Raw genomic sequence first — 21,579 nt, forward strand, 5'->3', positions numbered from 1 at the left:
ACCCGAGAACATACGTACACAGCGCAACAAGAGTGCTCGGCTCTTTATTAATAACCTGAATTCAATGATTTAAGCCATGACCGTAAAAAAAATTATTTAATTATAATATACAAAAACATGCTCCATAATGATTTGAATGAGCTTTTGTAATAGATAGAAATAATGCCAGCAAAATTTATTTTAAAAATATATGCATTGCCTATTGCATGAATAAAATCAACCCTGCATATTTGTCCCATCAACTACACAAAGCCATGCTACGCTGCACCAATTTTATTTCAAAGCAAGACGCCCAGGAGCCACGGAGCTCCAGCGCGGTTCGGTACAGCTAAGTAGCAGCAGATTCCCCTCTGATACTTCCGCAACCCGAACCTAAACAGTTCGGGTTGTTTGTTTTACAACAGTTTACACCCGCACGGTCATGCGTTGCCAACGCCCCACCTTCCTGCATACCTCGCTGAATAAACGGTCAACCACCCGTTTCCAAGATTGGTGCGACCGGGCTTTTTCCCTGGATACGTTACGTAGATAAACCCTGCGTAACCCTTCTATAAAAAAAGCCCGGCCCCGAAAGCCGGGCTTTTTTTATGCTTATTTAACTGAAAAAATAAATCATTTTTCAGCGTGGAAGAGGTGCGTCTATTTTCGAAATAAATAAAATGATTGACTGCTTTTAGTTTTAGCGTTATTATGAATTTTAGCATTATTATAAAAATAAGGTTAATAATTATTTTATAAAACACCGCGGTAATAACCTTTTCACTCTTACAACTCCACGATTATGCGCTTCAACTTTACTCTTCGCCGCAACGAAAGCGTCCGCAACCACGAGGGCGCCGCGGCCTTCGCTCTTACCCCCCAATTGGAGCTGTACGCCGCCGTAGCCACCGCCGCCCTCAGCGACCAGTTCTACGAAACCGCCGATACCCGCTTGCTTCGCTTGCGTGAGTTGGTGGCCCGCAACGACCCCGAGTTTGTGGCCCGTTTGGCAGTGTACGCCCGTGAGCAGCTGTACTTGCGCACCGTGCCCTTAGTACTCACCGTGGAACTGGCCCGCCTGCACCGCGGCGACAGCCTGGTAAGCCGCCTGGTGGCCCGGGTAGTGCAGCGCGCCGACGAGATAACAGAGTTACTGGCCTTCTACGCCCAAGCCAACGAGCGCGATGGGGTGAAAACCCTCAACCGCCTCTCCAAGCAGTTGCAGAAAGGGTTGGCCCTAGCCTTCAACCGCTTCGACGGCTACCAGCTGGCCAAGTACGACCGCGCCGGTCGGGTGCGCCTCCGCGACGCCTTGTTTCTGGTGCACCCCACGCCCCAGAACGCGGAACAACAAGTCTTGTTCGACCAGCTCGTGCAGGGTACGCTGCCCACGCCTTACACTTGGGAAACCGAGTTGTCGGCCCTAGGGCAGCAGCACTTTGCTTCGGCTGCGGAACGTAAGACAGCGTTCCGATTGGCTTGGGAAACGTTGATTGGAAGCGGCAAACTGGGCTACATGGCCTTGCTCCGCAACCTGCGCAACATCCTCGAAGCCGACGTGTCGGAAGCGGCAGTGGAGCAGGTGTGTGCCCGTCTCACCGACCGGTTTGCGGTGGCGCGCTCCAAGCAGTTGCCTTTCCGCTTCCTGGCCGCCTACCGCGAGGTCCTGACCGTACAGTCGGGCTACGTGGCGGTGGTGCTGGAAGCCCTGGAAACGGCCATTGCTCACAGCGCGGCCAACTTGCGCGGCTTCGACGCCAGCACCCGCGTACTCGTGGCCTGCGACGTGTCGAGCTCGATGCAGCAACCCGTATCGGCGCGCAGCAAAGTGCTGCTCTACGATGTGGGCCTGGTGCTCGGCATGCTGTTGCAAAGCCGATGCAGCCACGTAGTTACCGGCATGTTCGGGGATACGTGGAAGCGCATCAGCCTGCCCCGTGGCCGGGTGTTGCAAAACGTGCAGGAATTCTACCGCCGCGAAGGCGAGGTAGGCTACAGCACCAACGGCTACCTGGTCGTCCGCGACTTGGTGCAGCGTCGCGAAGTGGTAGATAAGGTGATGATCTTCACCGACGTGCAGCTCTGGAACAGCACCGGCGACGGTGACACACTGGCCCGAGCCTGGATCGACTACCGCCGCACCGTAGCGCCTAACGCTCACCTGTACCTGTTCGACTTGGCTGGTCACGGCACAGCGCCTCTAGAGGTGCGCGCCGACCACGGCGTCGCCCTGATTGCGGGTTGGTCGGATAAAGTATTCGACGTGCTGCAAGCCCTGGAAAACGGCGAGTCAGCCTTGGCTGAAATAGAGAAAATTGATTTGAATTGACACATAAACCCGGCCGTCATGCAGAGCAAAGCGAAGCATCTCGCGTGTTTAGCGGGATTACTAACTCAACGTCAGCACGCGAGATGCTTCGCTGCGCTCTGCATGACAAACGTAGATTAAAACCAAAAGTCGGGGGCCTAAATGCACAGCCAAACGGGCTGGGCCCGCTCCCGGCTACTTGGAAACCAACCTACAGGCAAGGTGCCGTATATGGGCGTTACTTCGTCGGTGAATCAGGTGGCTTTTGGGCAACCTGTTAGGGTTCGAATCCCGCTGGGGGGCTTTTTGTCGCCCAGACACGCCTACCACTGTTGCCCTTGCCGCTGGGTTTGGTAAATACATATCCCGCCGGGTGTCGTCGGGTAGCGTTCCTTCGTGTCGCGGGTTCGATTCCTGCCTTTCGCCTACCGCTTCAGGCAGCGAAAGTAGCTCAGTTGGTAGAGCAGAATGGCTTCGGCCGCGCTTCCCATTTTTTACCCCGGTTGGCTTTTAGTAGAAATTACCTCATTGGGTGCCGTAGCTTAGCCTTACTTCGATTCAGATTCGCCGGGTCGAGGGTTCGAATCCCTCTCGTCAGCCTTCGGGTTGGCGGTAGCTCAGTGGTTAGAGCAGGACAGTTGGCTGGGCGCCTTATTGCCCCAATGAATTATTATTCCTGCTACTCAGGTGCCGTAGAAAGGCGCTACTTCGGTGAGATTCAATTGTGAATCAGCGGGTTCAAACCCCGCAACTTGTGGCTTCGGCCGCAAGAGACACGTTTGCCAAAGCGTGTCGGCAGCGCCTGCCGTTCATTGCCTTGGGTAGCAGCTTGTTTTCCTGATGGGTGCCGTAGTGCAGCCTTACTTCGCCATAACGCTAAGGTCGGAGGTTCGAACCCTTCCTGCCATTTGGGCAGTAGCTCAGTCGGTTAGAGCATAGCACAGTGGCTGCACGCTTTGTTGCCCCAGCAGGAGCCGAGCCGGAAACGGTGTCGTCGGGTAGCCTTACTTCGCTTTTAACGAACCTGTCATAGGCTCCCCAGCTTTTTCACCCGTTTCCGTGCTTCGGTAAGCTTTTCTAGAGCGCCTTATTTCCTCAGCTGAGGAAGACAGTCCGTTCGCGTCAATTCTTTCTAATCAAACGCGAAGTATTCCTTCGCTAACCCACTTATGGCCCAACAATTACGCGGCAACGACCTGCGGCAGCTTGGCTTCCCCGAAGGCCGCGCCATCGGGCTCGCGCTAGCTCAATTGCAGCGCAAGCATTTTAAGAGACTCTCCATCACCAACCAGCTCACGCTCCTAGAGCAAATTCTGACTACTCCCATGGACTTTGTTACGCACCTCGATTGGAGCCACGTGGCAGCCGCGTTGCTCCCACCACCTTCGCGTCATATCGAATTGGTGGCTCGCAAACCCTACGCCCTCTACGGGGCCGAACACATTGAAGCCGGCGCCCTGCACCAAATGGACACGGCCATGAAACTGCCCGTCACGATAGCTGGCGCCCTCATGCCCGACGCCCACCACGGCTACGGCCTGCCCATCGGCGGCGTTTTGGCCACCGATAACGCCGTAATTCCCTACGCCGTGGGCGTGGACATTGGCTGCCGGATGGCGCTGTCGATCTTCAATTTGCCCCCCAAGCATCTCACCCAACGCGTACAAGAGCTGCAAAAGCTGCTCCTAGACAACACGCGTTTCGGCAACCGGACTGACTTTCAGCACGGCCGCAAAATGGGACACGAGGTGCTGGACCGGGACGAGTTTCGCGACATTCCTTTCCTGCGCAACAAGCAGGCAACCGCCGCCGAGCAAATCGGTACGTCGGGTTCCGGCAATCACTTCGTAGAGTTCGGCATCGTAGATATCACGGATCCGACTAATGAGATGGGCGTACCGGTAGGCCAGTATTTAGGTCTACTGTCACACTCTGGCTCACGGGGCTTGGGCGCTGGTGTAGCTAACCACTACACTAAGTTGGCCATGGAAAACTGCCAACTGCCCAACGAAGCCAAGCACCTAGCCTGGCTTTCCCTCGACGGTGAACTCGGGCAGGAATACTGGGCAGCTATGAACCTGGCGGGCGCTTATGCATCCGCCTGCCACGAGCACATTCACCTGCGAATGGCCAAAGCTCTGGGCGAGCGGCCTTTGGCGAAAGTGGAAAACCACCACAACTTCGCCTGGCGCGAAAAGCTGTCCGACGGCCGTGAGGTGATTGTGCACCGCAAGGGTGCTACGCCAGCTGGCAAAGGCGTGCTCGGCATCATCCCCGGCTCGATGACAGCCCCCGGCTTTATCGTGCGCGGCCGGGGTGTGGCCGATTCTTTGGGGTCGGCCTCGCACGGGGCTGGTCGCCTGATGTCACGCACGCGGGCCAAGCAGGAGCTAAGCGAGTCGGCGGTGCGCCAGCACCTCACCGACCACGGCGTAGTGCTGCAAGGCGGCGGCCTCGACGAGGCGCCTATGGCTTACAAAGACATTCACGCTGTGATGCAAAGTCAGCAGGAGCTAGTGGACGTGCTCGGCTCCTTCACGCCGAAAATCGTGCGCATGGATGGCGCATAATTGATAAAAGCCCCCCAGAAAACTTCTGGGGGGCTTTTTATCTAATTTCCTCAGTTTTCATCCTGAGGCACGAAGGATGATAATTCCAGTTACAACATCAGCAGGCGAGATGTTTTACTGCGTTCTGTGTGATGGTCTTAGAAACACAAAACCACTAAATCAACCTCACCAACCCAACCTCGACCATAACCTATCACCGCCGATCAGCGCTACAACGGGGTACCACCCAACTCCCGGCATCATGGCCAAAGCAACCAATAAGCTTCACAGCAAGGACCTCCGTCAACTCGGCTTTACCAACGATCAGCACATCAGCCTCGCCCTCGACATCCTCGACCAGCGCGAGCTGCGTCGCCTCGATAAGGGTAGCGCCCAGGCCTTGTTGCAGGAAATAAAAAACGACCCATTCAAGTACCTGCGCGACGAAATGTGGCGGCCTCTAGCTGAGCAGCTCGTGCCCAAGCCGTCACGTGATGTGGCCCTCAATCCCGAAATTAAAGACTACCGCCGCTACGGCGAGGCCTTTATTGAAGATGGCGCCCGCAAGCAAATGGATACGGCCATGCAATTGCCCGTGACGATTGATGGGGCACTGATGCCCGATGCACACCAGGGCTACGGTCTGCCCATCGGTGGCGTGTTGGCGGTAGATAACGCGGTGATTCCCTACGGCGTAGGCATGGATATCGGCTGCCGTATGGCCCTGTCTATCTTCGACATGCCGGCCAGCTACCTAGGTAAGCACACCCAGGATTTGCGTAAGCTGCTGCTGGAGCACACCAAGTTTGGCAACAAAGAAGTATTCAAGAAACCCTTCACCGACGACCCCATTTTCGAGCGGCCGGAATTTCGCGAAATCGGAGTGGTGCGGCATAAGCGCGATTCGGCAGTTTCCCAAATGGGCAGCTCCGGTTCGGGTAACCACTTTGTGGAGTTTGGGTTGGTCGATATTACCGACCCGAACAATGAAATGGGTGTGCCGGTGGGGCAATACGTGGGCTTGTTGTCGCACAGCGGCTCCCGTGGGCTCGGTGCGGCCGTGGCCCAGCACTTTACCAAAGTTGCCATGGAAAAATGTCCCCTGCCGCCTCAGGCGCGGCATTTGGCCTGGCTGTCGTTGGACTCCCAGGAAGGGCAAGAGTACTGGCGTGCCATGAACTTGGCGGGTGACTACGCCTCGGCCTGCCACCACGATATTCACCGCCGCCTGAGCAAAGCCTTAGGTAATCAGCCGCTGGCGCAAGTCGAGAATCATCACAACTTTGCCTGGAAGGAAACGCTACCCGATGGCCGCGAAGCCATTGTACACCGCAAGGGCGCTACGCCGGCCGGCAAAGGCGTGCTAGGCATCATCCCCGGCTCCATGACCGCGCCCGGCTTCATCGTGCGCGGGCGGGGCGAGAGAGACTCGCTCCAGTCGGCTTCCCATGGTGCCGGGCGCCGCCTCAGTCGCACCCAAGCCAAAGCCCAAATAGGAGAGGGCGACATGCGCCGCCAGCTGCGCGACCACGGCATAGAGCTTATCGGCGGCGGCCTCGACGAAGCGCCCGGTGCCTACAAAGACATTCACCAAGTAATGGCCCACCAACGCGACTTAGTGGATGTGCTGGGTACGTTCACACCCAAAGTAGTGCGCATGGATGCCGGCGGCAGCAGAGGGAAAGGGCGAGGGGAGTAGCTGAAACAAAGTCTAAACCGTCACGCTGAGCTTGCTGAGGCTTCTACATATTTATTTTAATAGGCCCCACGCTTTCTTTTTGCTAGCAATGCGCGAACCCATTCTTCTGATTTCCTTTCTTCTTGATCAATAATATTCATGTGATACTTAGCTAAAATGACACTGTCCATAAAGTGGTTGTAGCAAATCCAGCTTGCTTCGTCATCTTGGCTCACACTACACCCTTGTATATAGGTAGATATGCTATATTTCTTCTGTAAAGTATCTACATAGAAGGGTATACTTTCTCCCCAGAAGTAATAGCCAATAATCCCTTCTTTAGTATCGACTTTAGCTCGGGCTATGCCCTTATGGCAAGGACTTTCTTCCGGCGTGGCAGATACTTTAGTATCTATAGTTCCACTAGCCTGAAAGCCTTGAGGCTGATCACCACAGGATATTAAAAGGCTTGCGCTCAAAAGCAGTAGCGTAATCTTGTCAATCAGCATAGGCGAAAATATCTAATACAAGGTAAGCCTATTGAGCATCCAATAGCTCCTCCGTAGCAACCTCTACTGCGAAAATTGAGTAGGGCTGAACTTGCATTAGTGCGGTCTGCACTGGCTACGCACATAAATAGACCCTACCGAAACACTTACCGCTATGTCTTCATCTTCTACCAAACGCTTACATAATCAAGTTGCGCTCGTAACCGGGGCTAGTTCTGGAATTGGGTCGGGGGTAGCGGTGGCCCTGGCCGATGCGGGCGCTACCGTCGTGGTCAACTATGTAGGCGATGCTGAAGGGGCTGAAAAGATAGTGGCAGAGATAGAGGGGAAGGGCGGAAAGGCTATTGCCATCAAAGCCGATGTAAGCAAGGAAGACCAAGTGCAGCAGATGTTCCGGCAAACCATCGAGCAGTTCGGCACGCTTCACATTCTGGTTGCCAACTCCGGTATTCAACAAGATGCAACGCTGGTCGATATGACCCTAGAGCAGTGGCAAAAGGTAATTGACGTGAACCTGACGGGCCAGTTTCTCTGCGCCCGCGAGGCGGCACGGGAGTTTATCAAGCGCGGTGTACAGCAGGACATATCCAGAGCGGCCGGCAAGATTATTTGCATGAGCTCCGTGCACGAAACCATTCCGTGGGCCGGTCACGTTAACTACGCCGCATCCAAAGGCGGCCTAATGCTGCTTATGAAAAGCATGGCTCAGGAGCTCGCGCCGCATAAAATTAGAGTGAACAGCATCGCGCCGGGTGCCATCAAGACGCCCATCAACAACGAAGCCTGGGAAACGCCTGAAGCCGCGAATAAGCTGTTAGAGCTCATCCCGTATGGCCGCATAGGTGAGGTGGAAGATATCGGGCGTGTGGCCGCGTGGTTGGCATCCGATGAAGCTGATTATGTCCATGGCACCACCCTATACGTAGATGGTGGCATGACCTTGTATCCGGGCTTTGCCGACAACGGATAATTGGTAGAAACTAATGGTGTCTGGTAGCTCGGCAGTGCGGCAGTCAGACCTCGGAAGCTCACTTGAGTGAGGGAAAGTCGCTATGCCTTGCGTTTTTATCGGCACCACTATTACATTTTAGCCTGACGAATAAGTCAGCGCTACAACACACCTATGACGCAAGAACAACTACGCTTAGCTGAATCAAACACTCAAAATACCGTCTGGAAGAAATTTGGCCCTTATCTCACCGAGCGTCAGTGGGGTACGGTGCGCGAAGACTACTCGGCCAACGGCAATGCTTGGGAGTACATCACCCACGATCTGGCCCGCAGCTATGCTTATCGCTGGGGCGAGGAAGGTCTGGGGGGCATTTCTGACCACCGCCAGCGCCTGTGCTTCTCGGTAGCACTCTGGAATGGGGCCGACGGCATTCTCAAAGAGCGCTTGTTTGGCCTAACCAATGGACAGGGCAACCATGGCGAGGACGTGAAGGAGTATTATTACTACCTCGACAGCACGCCCACCCACTCCTACATGAAGATGCTGTATAAGTATCCGCAGCGGGAGTTTCCGTACGTGCAGCTGGTGGAAGAAAGCGCGAAACGCACCCGCAAGCAACCCGAATTCGAGTTGGATGAGACTGGCATCTTCGACGATAATCGCTATTTCGATGTCTACATTGAGTACGCTAAGGCAGGTATTGATGACATTTTGATTCAGATAACGGTACACAACCGGGGGGCAAAAATGGCCCCCATCATGGTGCTACCCCAGGTATGGTTTCGCAATACCTGGTCGTGGGGCCACGACCCTTACCGGCCGGAACTCAGCACGTCCGAGCCCGGTGTAGTGCAGATTGATCATCAGACCCTCGGCCGCTACCAACTCTACTGCGACCAAAATCCAGAGCTGCTTTTCTGTGACAACGACACCAACGGCGACCGACTCTATGGGCTGCCAGCGGAGGGAATGTTTTTCAAGGATGGCATCAATAACTACATTATTGACGGTAAGCTCGACGCCATCAATCCGGCCCAAACCGGCACAAAAGCCGCCGCCCAGTACACTCTGCATGTTCCGCCCGGCGAGTCGCAAACGGTGCGTCTGCGCCTAAGCCAGGCTACTTTGGCCGCTCCATTTGCCGATTTTGCCGACATATTTGCCACCCGTATTCAGGAGGCTGACGAGTTTTATGACTGCGTTCAGGAGAAAGTAACCAAGCCCGATGCGCGCAATATTCAGCGTCAGGCGTTTGCGGGCATGCTCTGGAGCAAGCAGTTCTACTACTACGACATGGCCCAGTGGATCGATGGCGACCCGAACATGCTGGCCCCACCCAACGAGCGCCGCACCGGCCGCAATAGCAACTGGCGCCACCTCTACAACGACGACATCATCTCCATGCCCGACAAGTGGGAATACCCCTGGTACGCGGCCTGGGACCTCGCTTTTCACTGCATTCCGCTGGCCATGGTGGATGCCCAGTTTGCCAAGCACCAGTTGCGCCTGCTCACCCGCGACTGGTATATGCACCCCAACGGCCAGCTGCCGGCCTACGAGTGGAACCTGAGCGACGTGAACCCGCCTGTGCACGCCTGGGCCACCTGGCGCGTGTATCAGATGGATAAGAAGCTGAACAACGGCCAAGGCGACACCCATTTTCTGGAATCGGTATTCCACAAGCTGACGCTCAACTTCACCTGGTGGGTGAATCATAAGGACAAAAGCAACCGCAATATCTTCGAGGGGGGCTTTTTGGGCCTGGATAACATCGGGGTGTTCGACCGCTCGGCCCCGCTGCCCACCGGCGGCACCATCGAGCAATCGGATGGCACCTCTTGGATGGCTATGTACGCCCTCAACCTTATGCGGATTGCTCTGGAGCTTGCCCAGACCAACCCTGTATATCAGGACATTGCCAGCAAGTTCTTCGAGCACTTCCTCTACATAGTGGAGGCCATGACCCGTAGCGGTGACGGTGCTTTCAACCTCTGGGACGAGGAAGATGAATTTTACTACGACGTGCTCCACACTCCCGATAATACGCGCACTAAGCTCAAGGTGCGCTCTATTGTGGGCCTGATTCCTTTGTTTGCGGTCGAGGTACTCGACGATGAACTACTGGCGGCCATGCCGGATTTTACCCGCCGCCTGCGTTGGATGCTCGACAATCGGCCTCAGCTAGCGGAACTGGTGTCGCGGTGGTTAGAGCCCGGAAAGGGCAATCGGCACCTGCTGTCTTTGCTCCGTAGCCATCGCCTCAAATGCCTGCTTCGACGCATGCTGGATGAAGCCGAATTTTTGTCAGAATTTGGGGTGAGGGCTATGTCACGCTACCACCTAACGCACCCGTATGTGTTTCCCACACCTGAAGCTGACTTCATCGTTAGCTACGTGCCGGGCGAGGCTGAATCGAGCATGTTTGGAGGTAATTCCAACTGGCGCGGCCCTATCTGGTTTCCTATCAACTACCTGATTATCGAGTCGTTGCAAAAGTTTTATACTTATTATGGCGACTCGTTAAAAGTGGAGTATCCAACAGGTTCGGGAGAGCTACGCAACCTGCAAGACATTGCCGCCTGCCTTTCGGAGCGCCTCACCAAGCTGTTTCTGAAGGATGAGAAAGGCCATCGTCCGGCCTTCGGCAAATCGAGGCTGCTCCAAACCGACCCACACTTCAAAGACAACCTACTCTTCCACGAGTACTTCCACGGCGATGACGGTCACGGTATGGGAGCCAACCACCAAACCGGCTGGACTGGCCTTATCGTGCGGCTATTAGAGCCACAATCGTAAAGCGATATAACGAAAAGAGACAGTCATGCCGAGCGCAGCGAAGCATCTCGCGTGCTGATGTCAGGTTAGTAATCCAGGCGAAATAGGCGGTCATGCTGAGCTTGCCGAAGCATCTCTACTGGTAAGTATAATTAACAAAGTGGGAGAGCTGCTTCGGCAAGCTCAGCATGACCGCCTGATGGGCTGAGCTAGTGAGGGCAACGACTGCACGCGAGATGCTTCGCTCTGCTCTGCATGACGGCCTAAGTATTTTATTTCCTAGTATTGAAACCGCATTCCTCCGTTTCACCCGCTTCTTAAGATGCTCCGTTTCAGCACTGCTGCTTTTTGCTTCGCTGCCTTTGTTTTAGTAGCGGCTCCTGCTGCCCAGGCCCAGCAAAATGCCCCCCAGGATTCCATTTTCGTCCGCGAGAACTACCGCAAGCTCGACCGCCTTATTCCCATGCGCGATGGGGTGAAACTGTACACGGTCATTTACGTGCCAGTAGATGCTGCGAAGAAAAACCGGTATCCTTTTCTGCTAGAGCGCACGCCGTATTCGGCCGGACCTTATGGCGAGACGAATTACCCCAAAACCGGCCCAGGCATGAGCCAAGCGCTGTCGCAGGAGAAATACATTTTCGTTTATCAGGATGTGCGCGGGCGCTACAAAAGCGAGGGCCAGTTTGAGGAAGTAACGCCCAACGTGCCCGGCAATAAAACCAAGCAAACCGACGAAAGCTCCGACACTTACGACACCATTGAGTGGCTGCTCAAGAACGTGCCGAACAACAACGGTCGTGCCGGGCTCATGGGCATTTCCTACCCGGGCTTCTACGCCACTGCTGCCTTGCCCGATGCACATCCGGCTCTGAAAGCAGTATCGCCCCAGGCCCCAGTAACAGATGAATTTATTGGTGACGATGCCCACCACAACGGCGCCTTTTTTCTGCTCGACAACTTCTCTTTTACCAACTACTTTGATGCCCCGCGCACGGGTCCGGTAGAAGAGTACAAGCCGTTTTTCACGTTCAGACCCAAGGACGCCTACCAGTTTTTCCTTGACTTAGGCCCCATCAAAAACGCCAACGCGCCCCAGTATTTTAACAACAAAGCCAAGATCTGGAACGAGTATCAGCAACACGATACCTACGACGCTTATTGGCAAGCGCGCAATATTCGCACGGCTTTGAAGAGCGTGAAACCAGCTGTACTTGTTGTGGGAGGCTTTTTCGATGCTGAAGATTTGTTCGGGGCCTTGAATACCTACAAGGCCATTGAGCAGCAGAATCCGAAGAATAACAGCCGCTTGGTAATGGGTCCCTGGACCCACGGCGCCTGGTCGCGGAAGGAGTGGAGCCAGTTTGGGCCACTAAGTTTTGGCAGCAACACCGCCCAATATTATCAGGAGGATATAGAGCTGAAGTTTTTCAACGCTTACCTTAAAGACAAAGGCAAGTTCACTCAGGCCGAAGCCACCATTTTCAACACCGGCACCAATGAGTGGAAGACGTTTGAGCAGTGGCCGCCGGCCGCCACCCAAGCGCAGACGCTATACTTTCAGCCGAGCGGTGCCCTAACTTTTGCGCCTGCCACTGCTCCCGATAGCTTCGCTGAATACGTGAGCGACCCCAGCAAGCCCGTGCCCTACACCGACGGCATTTTTGCCCGCCGCAATAATGAGTACATGATAGAGGATCAGCGTTTTGCTGCGCGCCGGCCCGATGTGCTGGTCTTCCAAACCGAACCCCTAACCGAGGATCTAACCCTAGCCGGCCCGATCACCGCTGACCTGTTCGTAACTACCACCGGCAGCGATGCCGATTTCATCGTCAAGCTCATCGACGTGCTGCCCGACTCGGCCCGCAACCCCGCGCCTAATCCTAAGAACTTGCAAATGGCTGGCTATCAGCGCCTGGTGCGCGCGGAGGTAATCAGGGGGCGTTTTCGCAACAGCTTCGAGAAGCCAGAGCCATTTCAGCCGGGCCAGGTGGCGGAGGTAAAATACGAGTTGCCCGATGTGCTGCACACCTTCAAGAAAGGCCACCGCCTGATGGTGCAAGTGCAAAGCTCTTGGTTTCCGCTCGTAGACCGCAATCCGCAGACATACGTGGACATCTCCGAAGCCGAGCAAAAGGACTTCGTGAAGGCTACCCTGCGCCTCTACCACGATGCCCAGCGGCCATCGGGGCTACAGGTGCGAAAGCAGTAGCGTAGCCGAGGCCGTTATTTCGCGGCAGCATCGGCGGCTACCGGCTCCACTACACGTACCGTGTCGCCGACTCGAATTTGCCCCCCACGCAGGATACGGGCCGTGAGGCCGCCGTGTCCGCGCATGGCGTTGTAGCCGCCGGGCCCTAGCTCTTCCTCCATGCGCGAGCAGGGGTGGCACTCACCTGTTATTTCTAGAATTACCTCGTCGCCCAACTGTACCTGGCGGTTTTTCAGCGCCAGCAGATTCAGGCCGCTTACCACTAAGTTGCGCCGCAGCCGGCCCGGTTCTACGCGTCCATCGAAGCCCAAAAAGCCCCCCACAGCCTCTAGGTGCTCGTGCTGAATGAGGGTAACCTGCCGTTTGCCACCCGGCTTGGGACGGGCGTGGTCGCCGCTCAGGTGCTTATCGGTCACGACTTCTACTTCCAGCAGCGACACCAGCGGCTCACGCCGCACCGGCCGGATGCCAATCCATTCGATGCGACCGGTTTGAGGTAAGGTGGCTAACAAGCGACCTACGGTAGATTTATCGTCGCCGAAAAAAGGAAAAGCCATGAGGGAGAGTGATATGAAAGCTTGAGTCAAGTAAAATTAGTGTAGGGGAGCTGACCCTGAAGGATGCACTATTCGATAAGGGTATTATAAATAATTAGAATATATTTTACTTTTTTAATAAACAATTAAACAATAGCCTTACAAAGAGATGCCCTGACCTAGAAGCCTACCGAATGAAGACAGAGAAACTACAGCAGCATGTAACCAGCATCATTGCTCCAGCTGGCATTGAAGTGAACGGCGCGAACCCCTGGGATATACAGGTACACAACGACCGGTTTTACCAACGAGTTCTCAGCCAGGGTACATTAGGGCTGGGCGAATCATACATGGACGGGTGGTGGGACTGCGAGCAGATCGATGAATTCATTTTCCGGGCGCTGCGTGCCGACTTATACAAAACCGCGCGCCTGGGTTGGCGTAGCGTTCTAGAAGTATTGTTGACCCGAATATTCAATCGTCAAGCCAAAGGCAAAGCCGCCCAAAACGCACAGCGCCACTACGATATCGGCAACAACCTGTACCAGCTCATGCTGGACCAACGCCTGACTTACAGTTGCGGCTACTGGAAAAATGCCGACAACCTTGATCAAGCTCAGGAAAATAAGCTGGACCTGATCTGCCGTAAACTATACCTCCAGCCCGGCCAGCGTGTGCTCGATATTGGTTGCGGCTGGGGCTCGTTCGCCAAATTTGCCGCTGAGCGCTACAGAGTAGAAGTAGTGGGCGTGACAGTAGCCCGCGAGCAGGTAAAGCTGGCACAGGAGCTATGCCGGGGCTTGCCCGTGGAAATCCGGCTGCAAGACTACCGCGACGTGCGTGAGAAATTCGACCACGTGGTATCGGTGGGCATGGCCGAGCACGTGGGCCATCGTAATTACCGCACCTATATGCGCACCGCCGCCAATTGCCTCAAGGACGACGGGCTATTTCTGCTCCATACCATCGGCATGGCGTATTCGCGCACTTCCGCTGACCCTTTTACTAATAAGTACATCTTTCCCAACTGCCTGCTGCCCTCTATCAAGCAACTAGGTGGCGCCATGGAACACCTGTTTGTGCTCGAAGACTGCCACAACTTCAGCGTGTACTATGACAACACGCTCATGGCTTGGTTTCAGAATTTCGACCGCCACTGGGAACAGCTGCGACCTGATTACGGCGACCGATTCTATCGAATGTGGAAATATTACTTACTGTCAAGCGCTGCCTCTTTTCGCTCCCGCCATAATCAGCTTTGGCAAATGGTACTTTCCAAACGCGGCCTGCTAGGTGGCTATGAAGCGGTGCGATAACGCCGTGCGTTTTACGCTGATTGTAGAAGTCGTTGCTACTCCTTCCACCTAATAGCTTAGTGCGTTACACAAAGCAAAAAATGCCCCCCAACGAAGTCGGGGGGCATTTTTGTGAGAAAAGCACTGGTGTCACTCAGCGCTAATCAATTGCATTAACGTACTATCAAGCGCTTGGATACTACACCTTCAGAAGTTGAAAGCTGAAGCATGTATACGCCCTTCGCTACGCCATTTAGCGACATACTCTTGGAAGAGCCGTCACGTGCGGAAAGCGTACGACGCAGCACTGATTGACCTAAGGCATTAACGAGCGTAGCTTCTACACTTTGCTTGCTGAGTGAAGCAGGTAAGTTGATTGATACCATGTTCGTAGCAGGATTGGGGAACACCTCTACCTGCGCGCTTACTTTCTCCGATGCTTTGTTGTTAGAGAGAACGGTGCCAGTAATAGCGAAGGCAATGCCGTTAACGGGTACACCTAAACCAATGGCCCCTATCAATGTAGCTCCCCCTGAACCCAGGTTAACATCATAGAGGTTAGCGTTCGTGCTGGTGCCAAGCGCGGCGGCCAGCAATACAAAATTAGAGGTTGCGTTTTCTGCGTGAACATCAAAGCCAACACCCGCAGCCCGGTTCACGATGAAACCAGTTGGAGGGCCGGCTGCATCCAGGACGCCTGCGTTCGGTGGGTCCTGACTAAAAATTTGATTGAACGAGTTATCAAACACGTACAAGGTTGTAGCAGTTGAGCCCAAGAAAGGATTGGTGTAGGCTGCAGCTACAATAGATGGCTGAACACCCGTATTACCCGTGTTGGGGCCAAAGTTTACATCACCATCACGCTGGATACCCGGTGTATTAGGATCATTATCCACTATCGTTCCATCAATGGGATTGAGGCGATAGTTAGCCCGGTTGGTGCTCACAACCCGGATCCGATCAGCAACGGGGTTGAAATCGAAGCCGACCCGGTCCGTTGCCGTGCCCAAAGCTAGGGTCGTGGCCTCAGTTCCTACGGGCGTAGCTACGCCCGTAGTCGTGTTGATAATATATAAACGCGCATTAGCCGCTGCCAGGCTCGCATCGTAGCCTAGGCCGAATAACTGACCTGTATTAGGGCGAGCATCAATTCCTACTAGTGTTTGACCAGCTGTCAGACCCGTGATACCCGTGATAGAACGGATAACCGAAGGCCGTGCCGAATCAAAGGAAAGTAAGTTAGTAGCGGTGCCAACCACTTGATAGGCATAAACAAGTCTCTGCTGAAGATCCGACACCGTGCGGTCGATGCCTATAGCAATATCTGTGATACCGAGCGCACCGCTGCCGATCGTGACTGGTGCGGAGGCTACGCCGGTAGTCAAGTTTAAGGTATATAGCTGGTTAGAAGCCGGTGCAGTGGTTGAGTTAATGAGTAAGTAAGCCTGATCTACGCGCGAAGTCGGATTAAAGTAGATATCAATGTCTGCACTTTGCGTAAGTCCATTAGTAGTCACCCCTAAAGCACCAGTCCCAACGGTATTCAGTATGCCTTCATTTGGAGGATTCTGAGTGACTAGGCGGTTATTAATCTCGTCAATACCATAGAGTGTGGTAGAACCGGTGCCGATGTAGCTGTTGGTGTAAGCCACCGCTCCTACCCCGGGCGTCTGAGCCGTGTTGGCATCAGTAGCAGCATAGGTTAGAGTACCGTCGGTGGCGGCTATAGTACCGTTATTGGGATTAAGGCGAAAGTTGGCCCTATTGCTACTTACTACCCGAATGCGGTCAACGGTGGGGTTAAAGTCGAAGCCAATGCGGTCAGTAGCGGTTCCTAAGGCTAGCGTAAGCGCCACACCTACAGTCGTAGCGGCACCAGTTGTAGGATTGATAGTATAAAGCTGCGCTTGGGTCGTGGCAGCATTGTACCCCAGCGCAAACAGTTGACCAGTGTTAGGGCGTACGTCCAGGCCAACCAGCGTCTGACCAGTTGTTACTCCCGTAAAAGGTATAGCTGTAGTGACAGTGGCCGGAGTAGCAGCATTAAAGGTTACTAGACCGGTAGGGCTCAGGCCGTACACAGTCTGAGCTGTGCCCGGAGCAGCAGCACCAAGGCACAAGCCTAGCGCGGCTCCAAGTATCCAAGGAGCACGGCGGCTATGTTGTTTTACTGGTGAAGAAGGAAGTAATGGTAATTGCATTCGACTAAGGGGTTTAGAATGGAAAAATAAAATGTCAGAGAAACAGCAGTAAATGCGTAATAGATGTGCAAATCTAATCTGTTACACAGATCTTTTACGCAGTAAATACTGAAAATAGATTGCTCAAACGGCTTAAATTTTCTGTTTTAAATAATTCGAAAAAGTTCCTGCGTTTTAGCAACCACCTTATACGCACTCCGTAAGGTATATGTTTTAAGTAATAATTAACGAAACTCCGAAAAGGCTCGATTTAGTATTTTGCTTTGTTGGGGTACCTAGTGATAATACGATAGCTTTCGCTCAGCCAACTCCATAATGCGGTAAGCTTCGGGATAATTGAGCTAAGTGACAATAAAGCGCCCTCGCCCCTACAGCTGCCAGTAAATAAAGTGTGCTCGCTAACCTGATGCGCGACGTTGCGTATTGACATCAGACGATCATAAATGTTAGAGTAAAACCTAATTGCCCATGTTCGTCTTTCTAAGTTAGTCTCCAAACGTTCTCTTTCATGGCTACCAAAACCACCGATAAAAAACCGACTGCCGCCAAGAAAACGGCTGCAATTGCTGCTCCTTCCGACAATGGCAAGGCTGCTAAGCAGGGCGCTATTCAGCCCGGCAATGTAGAGCAGCCTATTCTGAATCAACGAGCTGATGCAATTCAGCGCTTTGGCATTGTTTCCCCCCGCATGTCAGTGGGCTTAAGCGAGGATGTGCGCCAAGAGAGCGTGGACATGCTCAACCAGCTGTTGGTCGACACCATCACTATCCGGGACCTGTACAAAAAACACCACTGGCAGGTTGTAGGCCCTACATTTTATCAGCTTCACTTGCTTTATGATAAGCACTATGAAGAGCAAAGTGTACTGGTAGATGCCATTGCAGAGCGCATTCAGCTTTTAGGAGGAGTAAGCTTGGCTATGGCAGCCGACATTGCTGAAACCACTCATATTCCGCGCCCACCCCGCGACCGTGAAGAGGCACCTGTACAGGTGTCACGCCTGCTGGAAGCCCACGAAATTATTCTTAAAGAATGCCACGAGTATGCCAAAAAGGCTGATGAGTCTGGCGATGATGGTACGAACGACTTAATTGTAAGTCAGCTAATTCGTACCAACGAGTTGCAGACTTGGTTTGTATCGGAGCACGTAGTAGATACGCCCCTGGCTCGTTCTTAATAAATATTGTGGCGAAAATGCTTTCACGGCGGCTTTTCCTGACGGAAGGGCCGCCGTGAAAGCATATCAACCAATTACGCAAATACTAATCGGAGCAAAGGCTCTGAAAAAGCCCCCCAGTATTTAAGTAGAAGCCTTGAACAGCGAAAAAATACCGCAGAGCATTTGCGTGGGGCTGTGCAAGTAGCTACTTTTGTCCCCACTTCGCCGCCTCAGCGAAGGTAGAAGCTTCGGTTTCTGAAGAGTAAAGTGATTTGTCAGCCTACTGCGCACGTGGTGAAACTGGTAGACACGCCATCTTGAGGGGGTGGTGCCCTCCGGGTGTGGGAGTTCGAATCTCCCCGCGCGCACAACAAAAAAGCCCCACCAATATTGGTGGGGCTTTTTTGTTGTCTTACAGTTTCTCTGGCTGACTTACGCCAATTTGCCCCCCAAGCGCTCAAACGGGTTAGCAGGAACCACCAACACCACCTTCTCACGCTCTACCAGCACCTGACCAGGTAACGCACCTTTAGGCTTTCGCACGAATTTTTTTGGCGTGACCGTAACTGGGCAGAGCGAATCATGCTGGCGGCGCGAATACCAAGCGGCCAGCTGCGCGGCACGCTCTACTACCATGTTGGGTACTGGATGGCCCGCCCGGTGCCGAATGACTACATGCGAGCCGGTTACGTCCTTGGCGTGCAGCCAGAGGTCTTCCTTGTGGGCATAGCGCTGAGTGAGCAGATCATTGTTAGCCGCATTGCGACCCACCAAAATGGTAAAACCTTCATCCTCAAAAACCTTAAAAGGTAGTTCGGTTGCGGCTTTAGCTTTTGTTTCGGGCTGTAGGTCGTGGGTTTTGCGCCAGGTACGCAGGGCGCGTAGATCCAAAATGCCCCCCAGTTCCTCCAAGCGTTCCAGGCACCAGAAAGCATCGGCCTCGCGGCGCTCTACACGCTCCTGGAGCTGTTGGGTTTCTATTTGCTGGTTTTTGGCTTTTCGGTAAAGGTTTTGGGCCGTGCGCTGGGGTGTTTCAGTGGACTTGAGCTTTATAAGGCGAGGCTTATTATCCTGATAAAAATCAACAACTTCGACTTGAGCAGCCCCAGCCGGAATTTGGGTGAGGTGAGCCATGATAAGGTCAGCGGTTTGACGGTATCTGGCGCCGTGCTCCAAAGCATGAAGGCGGGCACGGGCCTGGCTAGCGCTGGTGGTTGCCTCCTCGGCCCGACGCTCCAACAGCTGGCGTATCTGCCGCATTTCCATCTCATACGCCCGCCGGCCTAGAAATAATGGCACGAACGTGCGCAACGCAGCAATCGGGTCGAGGGGCAAAACCTGCTCTATCTCGCCCACCGACAGCAAGCTCAGCCGTGTGCGGCCATCCAGATTGATAATGTAGAACTGCAGCGGGTTTTCGAGCACGCCAACTACTTCCCGGACAAGTGCTTCCTTGGTGGCTTCATTGGCAGGATCGTAGCCGCGGGTGCGTAGGTAGCGGGGGGGCAAATCGCCGAGTGCGGGATATCGTTTCAGCGGGTCGTCAGCGGAGCGGAGCATGGTAGCTTCGGCGGCTGGTAGCGGGGCCAAATCGGTGTCGGTAGTGTAGCGCTGGTGGAATAGCTCGGCGGGAGCATCGGGCGACGGGCGAAAAACGACGTTTGGGCGCGGACCATATAGTTTAAACAGGAGAGAAGCACCGCCGTCGAAATGCAGCGTGAGTACCCGGTCGTTGGGAAAAACATCGGCACTATGTACGGTAAGGCCTAAAAGACCGGGCAGCAAGTCGACAGAGTTGGTGCGCGTGCGGTGAAAGCTCGTTGGCAGAGCTAACACTGGAAACGAGGCGGTCAGCTGCGCTTTCAACCAAAACTCCGCAGTGCCATTGGTAAGGCCAATGACTAGCTCATCTTTCTCCTGCGAGAAGCACGCCACAACCTGGTAGCCGGCCAACTGCTCAGTAAGGGCCGGAGCGAGTTGGCGCAGGAAATAGTAATTGTTGTGCATGAGGCGAAAAGTATAAACGCGGGGCGAGGGCAAATATGGACAGAGTTGCCAACAAAGGCGGAAAGTTTATTTCTGGTTGCAACCATTTCTGAGCCGGCATACTCCCCAATGTGTAGTTCCGCAACCAGTCCTCACTCCATTCTCCTAGCACCTATGAAACAATACCTACTCTTGCTGCTCGCCAGCGCGTGCCTAACCGCGTGCGGTAAATCGGACGAGCAGCCTCGGGGCATAAAAGCTGCTTTCGAACAGGAATTTGACCTGTTTTATAAGCAGAAAGCCTCCCTCGACAACATGACAGCCCCAGAGTTAACCGTTAAAATTGATCAGCTGGAGTATCAGACTATACCCGACGACGTGGTTTGCTGTTTCGGTCCCTGCGCCTGGTGGAAAGCAACAGTGCTCGTTAGTGACGCTAGCGACAACACGCAAACCTTTACTCTCGACTCATCACGGGGCAGTAGCTCAGCCAACTGGCTTGACTCACTGCACGTTAGGGTCAATGGTACCACGTACGTGGTGTATGTGAAAGCAATGAAACCAGGTCTAGAAGACAAAAAAACCAAAGTGCAGTACCGCTCGGTGCAATTGGTTGTAAGTCGCCCACAGGCGTTATAAGGGCCTCCCAGTTGGTCTGAGCTTTTACAGCTCTACTCGCAGGCCATCGTAGGCCAGCCGGATAAAATCAGGTAGCTCGGCTTCCACATCACGGTGGCGGCCGAGATAATGACCGATATGGGTGAGGTAGCCGCGCTGGGGGGCTAAATCGGTAAGAATTTCAACGGCTTCGGGTAAGGAAAAATGAGAGATGTGCGATTCATATCGTAACGCGTTTATTACAATTATCTTGGAGCCCCTGATACGTTCCATAGAATCCGGTGGGATATAACTAGCATCAGTTAAATAAGTGAAATCACCAATGCGATATCCCAAAACTGGTAATTTATAATGCAAAGCCCGAATGGGGTGCACAGTTATCCCTTCCACCTCAAAAGGAGCTTGATCGTCAAGGATAGGAATAGTATTAACCCTAGGAATACCAGGGTACTTATAATCGGCAAAAATGTAGGCAAACTCCCGCTTCAGTTGATCAAGTACGCGCTGCTCCGCATACACCGGCATATCGCGCTGCTGCTTGAAATTGTACGCCCGGATGTCGTCCATGCCGGCCGTGTGGTCCTTGTGCTCATGAGTGAAAAGCAGCGCATCGAGGTGGTCAATCTGCTCACGCAGCACCTGCTGGCGAAAGTCGGGCCCGGAGTCGATAACGATGCTTTTGCCCCCCACAGCCACGTGCACCGACACGCGCAGGCGCTTATCACGATAATCCAGGGAACGGCAAACGGCGCAGTGACACCCAATGACGGGTACGCCCTGCGAAGTGCCCGAGCCGAGAATGGTAATTTGCATGCCAGAGAA

14 protein-coding genes and 1 tRNA gene are annotated in these 21,579 nt (G+C 53.9%); 10 read left to right on the forward strand and 5 right to left on the reverse strand.

From position 1 onward, the window contains the following. Nucleotides 1-781 precede the first annotated feature (781 nt). The 3 genes from ACW9KT_RS07990 to ACW9KT_RS08000 all read left to right on the forward strand — a co-directional run bounded on the left by ACW9KT_RS07990 (nt 782) and on the right by ACW9KT_RS08000 (nt 6,535). Nucleotides 782-2,308, forward strand: a complete 1,527-nt coding sequence (locus ACW9KT_RS07990; protein ID WP_457079114.1) for a TROVE domain-containing protein — start codon at nt 782-784, stop codon at nt 2,306-2,308. Between the two features lie 1,148 nt (nt 2,309-3,456). Then, nucleotides 3,457-4,857: an RtcB family protein gene (locus ACW9KT_RS07995; RefSeq protein WP_457079116.1), complete on the forward strand. Its 1,401-nt coding sequence runs from the start codon at nt 3,457-3,459 to the stop codon at nt 4,855-4,857. A 241-nt stretch (nt 4,858-5,098) separates the two neighbouring features. Next, nucleotides 5,099-6,535 (forward strand): RtcB family protein, encoded by a 1,437-nt coding sequence (locus tag ACW9KT_RS08000; RefSeq protein WP_457079118.1) that lies wholly within the window; start codon nt 5,099-5,101, stop codon nt 6,533-6,535. Between the two features lie 56 nt (nt 6,536-6,591). On the opposite strand, the gene ACW9KT_RS08005 is transcribed toward ACW9KT_RS08000, so the two are convergent. Further along, a complete protein-coding gene (locus ACW9KT_RS08005) occupies nt 6,592-7,023 on the reverse strand; it encodes a hypothetical protein (protein WP_457079120.1) in 432 nt (143 codons plus the stop codon). A gap of 154 nt (nt 7,024-7,177) precedes the next feature. Here ACW9KT_RS08005 and ACW9KT_RS08010 point away from each other — a divergent pair, with 154 nt between their 5' ends. The 3 genes from ACW9KT_RS08010 (at nt 7,178) to ACW9KT_RS08020 (ending at nt 12,962) form a co-directional block, all read left to right on the forward strand. After that, complete coding sequence (locus ACW9KT_RS08010; RefSeq protein WP_457079122.1) at nt 7,178-7,993, forward strand: SDR family oxidoreductase; 816 nt, start codon at nt 7,178-7,180, stop codon at nt 7,991-7,993. A gap of 153 nt (nt 7,994-8,146) precedes the next feature. Beyond that, on the forward strand, nt 8,147-10,771 hold the full coding sequence (locus ACW9KT_RS08015) for an MGH1-like glycoside hydrolase domain-containing protein (protein ID WP_457079124.1): 2,625 nt from the start codon (nt 8,147-8,149) through the stop codon (nt 10,769-10,771). A gap of 301 nt (nt 10,772-11,072) precedes the next feature. Then, on the forward strand, nt 11,073-12,962 hold the full coding sequence (locus tag ACW9KT_RS08020; RefSeq protein ID WP_457079126.1) for a CocE/NonD family hydrolase: 1,890 nt from the start codon (nt 11,073-11,075) through the stop codon (nt 12,960-12,962). A gap of 14 nt (nt 12,963-12,976) precedes the next feature. Here ACW9KT_RS08020 and ACW9KT_RS08025 read toward each other — a convergent pair whose 3' ends face one another. Beyond that, the gene (locus tag ACW9KT_RS08025; RefSeq protein ID WP_457079128.1) at nt 12,977-13,519 is read right to left on the reverse strand and encodes an MOSC domain-containing protein; all 543 of its coding nucleotides are present in this window, start codon (nt 13,517-13,519) and stop codon (nt 12,977-12,979) included. Nucleotides 13,520-13,692: 173 nt separating this feature from the next. Here ACW9KT_RS08025 and cfa point away from each other — a divergent pair, with 173 nt between their 5' ends. Continuing rightward, the gene (cfa, locus tag ACW9KT_RS08030; RefSeq protein WP_457079130.1) at nt 13,693-14,814 is read left to right on the forward strand and encodes a cyclopropane fatty acyl phospholipid synthase; all 1,122 of its coding nucleotides are present in this window, start codon (nt 13,693-13,695) and stop codon (nt 14,812-14,814) included. Between the two features lie 152 nt (nt 14,815-14,966). Here the strand turns inward: cfa and ACW9KT_RS08035 are convergent, their stop codons facing one another. Continuing rightward, the gene (locus ACW9KT_RS08035) at nt 14,967-16,994 is read right to left on the reverse strand and encodes a DUF4394 domain-containing protein (RefSeq protein WP_457079131.1); all 2,028 of its coding nucleotides are present in this window, start codon (nt 16,992-16,994) and stop codon (nt 14,967-14,969) included. A 508-nt stretch (nt 16,995-17,502) separates the two neighbouring features. Here ACW9KT_RS08035 and ACW9KT_RS08040 point away from each other — a divergent pair. Together ACW9KT_RS08040 and ACW9KT_RS08045 are read left to right on the forward strand one after the other, a co-directional pair. Beyond that, nucleotides 17,503-18,171 (forward strand): Dps family protein, encoded by a 669-nt coding sequence (locus ACW9KT_RS08040; protein WP_457079133.1) that lies wholly within the window; start codon nt 17,503-17,505, stop codon nt 18,169-18,171. 267 nt (nt 18,172-18,438) lie between these two features. Continuing rightward, a tRNA-Leu gene (locus ACW9KT_RS08045) sits at nt 18,439-18,521 on the forward strand. A 64-nt stretch (nt 18,522-18,585) separates the two neighbouring features. Here ACW9KT_RS08045 and ACW9KT_RS08050 read toward each other — a convergent pair. Beyond that, nucleotides 18,586-20,160: an NFACT RNA binding domain-containing protein gene (locus tag ACW9KT_RS08050; protein ID WP_457079135.1), complete on the reverse strand. Its 1,575-nt coding sequence runs from the start codon at nt 20,158-20,160 to the stop codon at nt 18,586-18,588. A gap of 153 nt (nt 20,161-20,313) precedes the next feature. Between ACW9KT_RS08050 and ACW9KT_RS08055 the strand changes: the two genes are divergently transcribed. Continuing rightward, nucleotides 20,314-20,778, forward strand: a complete 465-nt coding sequence (locus ACW9KT_RS08055) for a hypothetical protein (protein WP_457079137.1) — start codon at nt 20,314-20,316, stop codon at nt 20,776-20,778. Between the two features lie 24 nt (nt 20,779-20,802). Here ACW9KT_RS08055 and ACW9KT_RS08060 read toward each other — a convergent pair whose 3' ends face one another. Next, nucleotides 20,803-21,570 carry an MBL fold metallo-hydrolase gene (locus ACW9KT_RS08060; protein WP_457079139.1) on the reverse strand — a complete coding sequence of 256 codons (768 nt, stop codon included), beginning with the start codon at nt 21,568-21,570 and terminating at the stop codon, nt 20,803-20,805. Between the last annotated feature and the right edge of the window lie 9 nt (nt 21,571-21,579).

Source organism: Hymenobacter sp. HD11105 (assembly GCF_054051685.1).

What these genes read in the sequence shown, in the direction of transcription:
- ACW9KT_RS07990 (WP_457079114.1), top strand. Translation starts at nt 782, where the DNA reads ATGCGCTTCAACTTTACTCTTCGCCGCAACGAAAGCGTCCGCAACCAC.
- ACW9KT_RS07995 (WP_457079116.1), top strand. Translation starts at nt 3,457, where the DNA reads ATGGCCCAACAATTACGCGGCAACGACCTGCGGCAGCTTGGCTTCCCC.
- ACW9KT_RS08000 (WP_457079118.1), top strand. Translation starts at nt 5,099, where the DNA reads ATGGCCAAAGCAACCAATAAGCTTCACAGCAAGGACCTCCGTCAACTC.
- ACW9KT_RS08005 (WP_457079120.1), bottom strand. Translation starts at nt 7,023, where the DNA reads ATGCTGATTGACAAGATTACGCTACTGCTTTTGAGCGCAAGCCTTTTA.
- ACW9KT_RS08010 (WP_457079122.1), top strand. Translation starts at nt 7,178, where the DNA reads ATGTCTTCATCTTCTACCAAACGCTTACATAATCAAGTTGCGCTCGTA.
- ACW9KT_RS08015 (WP_457079124.1), top strand. Translation starts at nt 8,147, where the DNA reads ATGACGCAAGAACAACTACGCTTAGCTGAATCAAACACTCAAAATACC.
- ACW9KT_RS08020 (WP_457079126.1), top strand. Translation starts at nt 11,073, where the DNA reads ATGCTCCGTTTCAGCACTGCTGCTTTTTGCTTCGCTGCCTTTGTTTTA.
- ACW9KT_RS08025 (WP_457079128.1), bottom strand. Translation starts at nt 13,519, where the DNA reads ATGGCTTTTCCTTTTTTCGGCGACGATAAATCTACCGTAGGTCGCTTG.
- cfa (WP_457079130.1), top strand. Translation starts at nt 13,693, where the DNA reads ATGAAGACAGAGAAACTACAGCAGCATGTAACCAGCATCATTGCTCCA.
- ACW9KT_RS08035 (WP_457079131.1), bottom strand. Translation starts at nt 16,994, where the DNA reads ATGCAATTACCATTACTTCCTTCTTCACCAGTAAAACAACATAGCCGC.
- ACW9KT_RS08040 (WP_457079133.1), top strand. Translation starts at nt 17,503, where the DNA reads ATGGCTACCAAAACCACCGATAAAAAACCGACTGCCGCCAAGAAAACG.
- ACW9KT_RS08050 (WP_457079135.1), bottom strand. Translation starts at nt 20,160, where the DNA reads ATGCACAACAATTACTATTTCCTGCGCCAACTCGCTCCGGCCCTTACT.
- ACW9KT_RS08055 (WP_457079137.1), top strand. Translation starts at nt 20,314, where the DNA reads ATGAAACAATACCTACTCTTGCTGCTCGCCAGCGCGTGCCTAACCGCG.
- ACW9KT_RS08060 (WP_457079139.1), bottom strand. Translation starts at nt 21,570, where the DNA reads ATGCAAATTACCATTCTCGGCTCGGGCACTTCGCAGGGCGTACCCGTC.